The organism is Secundilactobacillus pentosiphilus (assembly GCF_002217985.1).
In the GTDB taxonomy this organism is placed as follows: domain Bacteria; phylum Bacillota; class Bacilli; order Lactobacillales; family Lactobacillaceae; genus Secundilactobacillus; species Secundilactobacillus pentosiphilus.
Genome location: NZ_BCMI01000051.1, coordinates 1 through 4,290, shown reverse-complemented (window position 1 = coordinate 4,290; position 4,290 = coordinate 1). Strand labels below are relative to the sequence as shown.

General features: G+C 40.9%; 8 protein-coding genes. All 8 read left to right on the top strand.

Annotated features, from left to right (window positions below):
• A partial coding sequence (locus CES81_RS13635; RefSeq protein ID WP_089122124.1) for a hypothetical protein occupies positions 1 to 329 on the top strand: 329 nt, incomplete at its 5' end.
• Positions 326 to 592 carry a hypothetical protein gene (locus CES81_RS12975; protein WP_089122123.1) on the top strand — a complete coding sequence of 89 codons (267 nt, stop codon included), beginning with the start codon at positions 326 to 328 and terminating at the stop codon, positions 590 to 592. The genes CES81_RS13635 and CES81_RS12975, both read left to right, overlap by 4 nt.
• Entirely contained in the window at positions 585 to 884 is a 300-nt protein-coding gene (locus CES81_RS12970; protein WP_089122122.1) for a hypothetical protein, read from the top strand. The genes CES81_RS12975 and CES81_RS12970 overlap by 8 nt, the downstream gene beginning before the upstream one ends.
• An 11-nt stretch (positions 885 to 895) precedes the next feature.
• Positions 896 to 1,465, top strand: a complete 570-nt coding sequence (locus CES81_RS12965) for a phage holin, LLH family (RefSeq protein ID WP_089122121.1) — start codon at positions 896 to 898, stop codon at positions 1,463 to 1,465.
• The gene (locus tag CES81_RS12960; protein WP_089122120.1) at positions 1,458 to 2,534 is read left to right on the top strand and encodes a GH25 family lysozyme; all 1,077 of its coding nucleotides are present in this window, start codon (positions 1,458 to 1,460) and stop codon (positions 2,532 to 2,534) included. Before CES81_RS12965 ends, CES81_RS12960 begins: the two co-directional genes overlap by 8 nt.
• A 337-nt stretch (positions 2,535 to 2,871) precedes the next feature.
• On the top strand, positions 2,872 to 3,135 hold the full coding sequence (locus tag CES81_RS12955) for an AbrB/MazE/SpoVT family DNA-binding domain-containing protein (protein WP_089122119.1): 264 nt from the start codon (positions 2,872 to 2,874) through the stop codon (positions 3,133 to 3,135).
• A gap of 89 nt (positions 3,136 to 3,224) precedes the next feature.
• Entirely contained in the window at positions 3,225 to 3,548 is a 324-nt protein-coding gene (locus CES81_RS12950) for a type II toxin-antitoxin system PemK/MazF family toxin (RefSeq protein WP_089122118.1), read from the top strand.
• A gap of 172 nt (positions 3,549 to 3,720) precedes the next feature.
• Complete coding sequence (locus CES81_RS12945) at positions 3,721 to 3,999, top strand: acetyl-CoA carboxylase (protein ID WP_089122117.1); 279 nt, start codon at positions 3,721 to 3,723, stop codon at positions 3,997 to 3,999.
• The last annotated feature ends 291 nt before the right edge of the window (positions 4,000 to 4,290 follow it).

The window sequence follows — 4,290 nt, the reverse complement described above, 5'->3', positions numbered from 1 at the left end:
GCCTGGCAGAATTAGGAATTGGCTTTCATTTGATCTCGCATGATCAGTATTTCTTATGGCCACCGGTTATTGATGGGGTCGCTAACGATGATATCGTTGGCGGTCTTTTTGTAATCGTTGGTATTGTAATGCTCTATTGGGTATTTGATGATCGACGTTCAGTTCGGTTAGACCACGTTCTATTAATTGCATCATCTTTTCTGATGTGTGTACTGACGCTATATCAGCTCATGCATTGGATTGTACTAGGCATTGATATGCCGTGGATCAGTAATGCCGCACTGACCGCGGTCATCATGGTCTTAGCCAGTCGGAGCGACAGCGAATGATGGGACCCAATTTGGGGCACCTTATCATAGAGCTGAACCCGTTGATTGCGATTATTCCAGGCATGTTAGCGGCCTACTATACTTATCTTCTTACCAAACGCAAATCTCGCCGAGATGAGCTTTTCCAAGAGATGAACTATTGGAAGAACACAGCTGAGGAAGAGCGCAAACGGCGTATTAAGGCCGAAAACGAAGCTGATGAAGCACGTCAAGCTCTGCGAACCGAAAGGGCTAAAAATCAAAAGGAGAATGAAAATGACTAAATTAAACAATGCAACACAAGTATTGTTTGCATCACTGATTTTAAACGGCAAGGCATCAATTGATGATGTGCCAGACAAGCTCAAAGAGGGTGTACAAGCTGAGCTAGATTTCTTTAACAATATCGAAATTGCTGACGATAATCAAAAACAAGCCACAATTAAAGCATCTACTATAAGCCCTGATACACCAACATTTACAGTTCCTTCCGTTGATAAATCAAAAGAAAGCCAAACGCAAACCACTGACCAAGTGGTGTCTGACATTAACAAGGCTGTTAAAGACGCTAAATAGGGGGTGTAAGCATGCAACATGCATTTGAAGTTTTAATCGATAGTGGATTACTTGATACCATTTTGATGGGCATTCTAACTGTCGTGGTCATTCCGTTTATTCAGCAAGGCTTTAAGTCAGCCAAAACAACTAAAGTCGCCAACGCATACGGTGCCTTGGACAAAGTGGCTGAAGGTGTGGTTGCTAAGCTTGCCACCCAGTATGATGTTCCGTCCGGTGTTAAGCATGATCAGGCTTTACAGACGATTTCTACACAGCTGGCTAAAAAGGGTTTTAAGTCTATCGACACTGAAGACATCGATATGGCGATTGAAAAAGCCTACCAATATTTCACTAGCCTTGATACTAAGTCACAAGCTAAGCAGTCCGAATTTAACGACGGTCTAGCTGCAGCTGACAAAGAATCACAAAAAGCTGTTGAAACGGTTCCTGAACCAAATGTCGAAGTCAAGGAAGCGGTAGCTGAGCCAGTCAGTGACGATCCCGAACAAGACAGCTTGGCTAAGCTGCGCACAGCAATCGCTAGCGCCCAAAAGATTCTCGCTGAAAAAGAACAGCAAGGCGGTGATAAAGATGCCTAGATATGACATGGTTGACATCTCTAACAACAATGGCTATGTGCCAACTAGTGCTTTTAGATCAATGAAGGCCAAGGGTGTAAAAGCCGTTATCAGTAAAATCACTGAGGGTGTTTATTATAAAGATAAATGTGCCAAGACTAACCTGGCACGCGCTAAGTCCGTTGGTTTACAGATTCATGGTTACCATTTTGCCCGTTTTACAACCGTGGCTGGTGCTAAAAGTGAAGCCAGTTTCGCCTGCAATGTTGCTAAGGAGTTTGGCTTGCCGGCTGGTCATGTCATGGTGTGTGATTTTGAATCCTATAATCGGGGCTGGAATCAAAACAATGCCACTACTAAGGCATTTAAAAAGATCGTGCAAGCTCACGGATATCGCTATGACTTGTATACCATGGGTTCTTGGATTAACTCAGTGTCGATCAACAATTCTGGGCGGGCTGGTTGGATTGCCAACTATCCATATGATGCATCGGGTAAAAAGTATTACTCTAGCTACAACTCATGGCAGTGGACTTCTGGCGCTCATTTCAACGGCTCAGGTTCCCGCTTTGATGTGTCCTGCAACTACTCGGACTTCTACACAAAAGGCAGTGTTACCTTACATCCCAAAAACTTGCATCAGTATTTTGACTGGGATCCAAAGTGGATCTATCCACGTTTCACGGTGGCAGCTTATCGAACGAAAGCAGAGGTTGGCCATGGTAAAGGTGTGGTTAAGTATTATAAGCCGTACACCAAATTACACGTTAAACAACTGATTAAGTCTAAAACTACAAAGTACGCTGTTTTTGAATTGACCAATGGCTTATTCATCACAGCTAACCTAGCTTGGATCAATAATCTTTACTACACTACCTCGAAGGGCAGCGTTAAACGCGTTAAATCGGTCCACGGGACCAATAAGTACAAGAGTAAGAAGTTCGATAAGAAGTATCTTGTAGCCAGCTTTCGAGCTGGTACGCTGTTTGACGTTGCTAAAGTGGTCAAAGTCGGTAGTGTCACACGGCTTCAATTAGCTGACGGCACATATATCAGTGGGAACAAGTTGATAAACAATTTTGTAAAGTAGCACAATAAAAATAGTAATCTCAATAAATAAAGCCCCCTGACCTTAATTGGTTGGGGGGCTTCTTGTGGACAATAGTTAAATTGTGATGATCGTAAAACTAACCATTGACGCAATTTCAAGATATAGTGTAAAGTCATTAAGTACGCTTGATTAAAAACAAAATACTTATTCTTTCATTCAAAAACCACTCAAGAATAAACATAAGAAAATAGCATGGGTGTTGTAACATGTTTTAACATATGATATACTTCAATTGTAGTAATTAGGATTACTACATGGAAAAATTGGAGGGATTTCATTATGCACACTCGTGAAGGAAAGAAGGTAGGCCGGTTATATGGAAACTACAATTAAAAAATGGGGCAATTCCCAAGGTGTTATGATTTCAAAAAAGTTGTTGGCACAGATTGGAATTCATCAGCCGGTTAATCAAAGTATTGATATAGACGTAGATGGAGAGCGACTCATTATAAAGAAAATATCAAATGAGTCAAAAATGGACAAACTTTTTGAAGGATTTGACACTGAAAAATATTTTAAAGAACATCCTGGGCCACACGAAATAGACTGGGGCTCACCTGCTGGTAAAGAGGTGTGGTGATTATCTCTTAAAAACGTGCTATCTCTTGACCGGAGAACGTTAAGTTCCTCTTGGGGATGGCACAAATTATATTTTAGGAGGTAATTGCAATGCAATTACACCAAGGTGATATTATCACCGTTAACTTTAAGGACACTGAAGGTCATGAACAACGTGGCCAGCGTCCAGCATTAGTCGTTTCAGATGATCATTACAATCGGTTTACCCGTACGGTAAAGGTTGTGGCGATCACGAGTCACGGCACAGACTTTCCGCTTCATGTAGTACTTCCCGCAGGTTTGCAAACCTTTGGGCAAGTTTTGACTGAACAGGAAAGATCTATTGATCCACAGGCACGTGAAGTAGAGTTTATTGAACGTTGCCCGCAAGAGGTGTTAGATAAGGTGTTAGACCTTGTTACTGCCTCATACTAAAAAAGCTAGCTACAATCTGTAGTTAGCCAACCAGAGAATATGCACACTGTCATCTATCAAATACAGTGTACATATTCTTTTTATTTATGTCAAAACAAATCAAAAATTCTTTTGAAAATACACAAACATGTGTTCGTATGTTTATGCTATACTATTTGCTGAGGTGATTACTATGACTCCAGCTAAAGAAGCTCAATTGATCTACAGCCGTGTCGAACCGCTTTTTAAGCGTATGAGCCGGACGCGGTACAATATCAGTATTTCCAATGATCCATATGACAGAACTTACAACTTTTTCTTTGAGACCCAGCATGCCGGTATGCGTCTGAAATCAACTCCGCTGCATTCACTCACAGACTATCGGCTTGAGTTTCTTGAACGAGTTGTGGATGAACTTAAGAAGCACACCAAGCTAACAATTCAGTACACTGGTTTTGCTGGTGATGTTTAGCCAGTTAAGCAGACACCAATTCAACGAAAAAAGGAAAATTGGGAATAAAAGGAGCCATCTTTTTGAGGTGGCTTTTCTTCCTATTAAATGGATTAAACATTTGGCCTTATTAATTTTGAATGGACCACTTTACATATTTAACGCATGAAATTCGCCGTTAACAAAACCGTTAACTGAATATGCACTTATTAAACAAAGTAAACAAGTTAGAAAAAGTAAAAGGCTGATATACCGGCATTTTAAAACACAAAAAAGGTATAAAAAGGTCGCACAAACAAGACCAACATGTTC

What these genes read in the sequence shown, in the direction of transcription:
- CES81_RS12975 (WP_089122123.1), top strand. Translation starts at nt 326, where the DNA reads ATGATGGGACCCAATTTGGGGCACCTTATCATAGAGCTGAACCCGTTG.
- CES81_RS12970 (WP_089122122.1), top strand. Translation starts at nt 585, where the DNA reads ATGACTAAATTAAACAATGCAACACAAGTATTGTTTGCATCACTGATT.
- CES81_RS12965 (WP_089122121.1), top strand. Translation starts at nt 896, where the DNA reads ATGCAACATGCATTTGAAGTTTTAATCGATAGTGGATTACTTGATACC.
- CES81_RS12960 (WP_089122120.1), top strand. Translation starts at nt 1,458, where the DNA reads ATGCCTAGATATGACATGGTTGACATCTCTAACAACAATGGCTATGTG.
- CES81_RS12955 (WP_089122119.1), top strand. Translation starts at nt 2,872, where the DNA reads ATGGAAACTACAATTAAAAAATGGGGCAATTCCCAAGGTGTTATGATT.
- CES81_RS12950 (WP_089122118.1), top strand. Translation starts at nt 3,225, where the DNA reads ATGCAATTACACCAAGGTGATATTATCACCGTTAACTTTAAGGACACT.
- CES81_RS12945 (WP_089122117.1), top strand. Translation starts at nt 3,721, where the DNA reads ATGACTCCAGCTAAAGAAGCTCAATTGATCTACAGCCGTGTCGAACCG.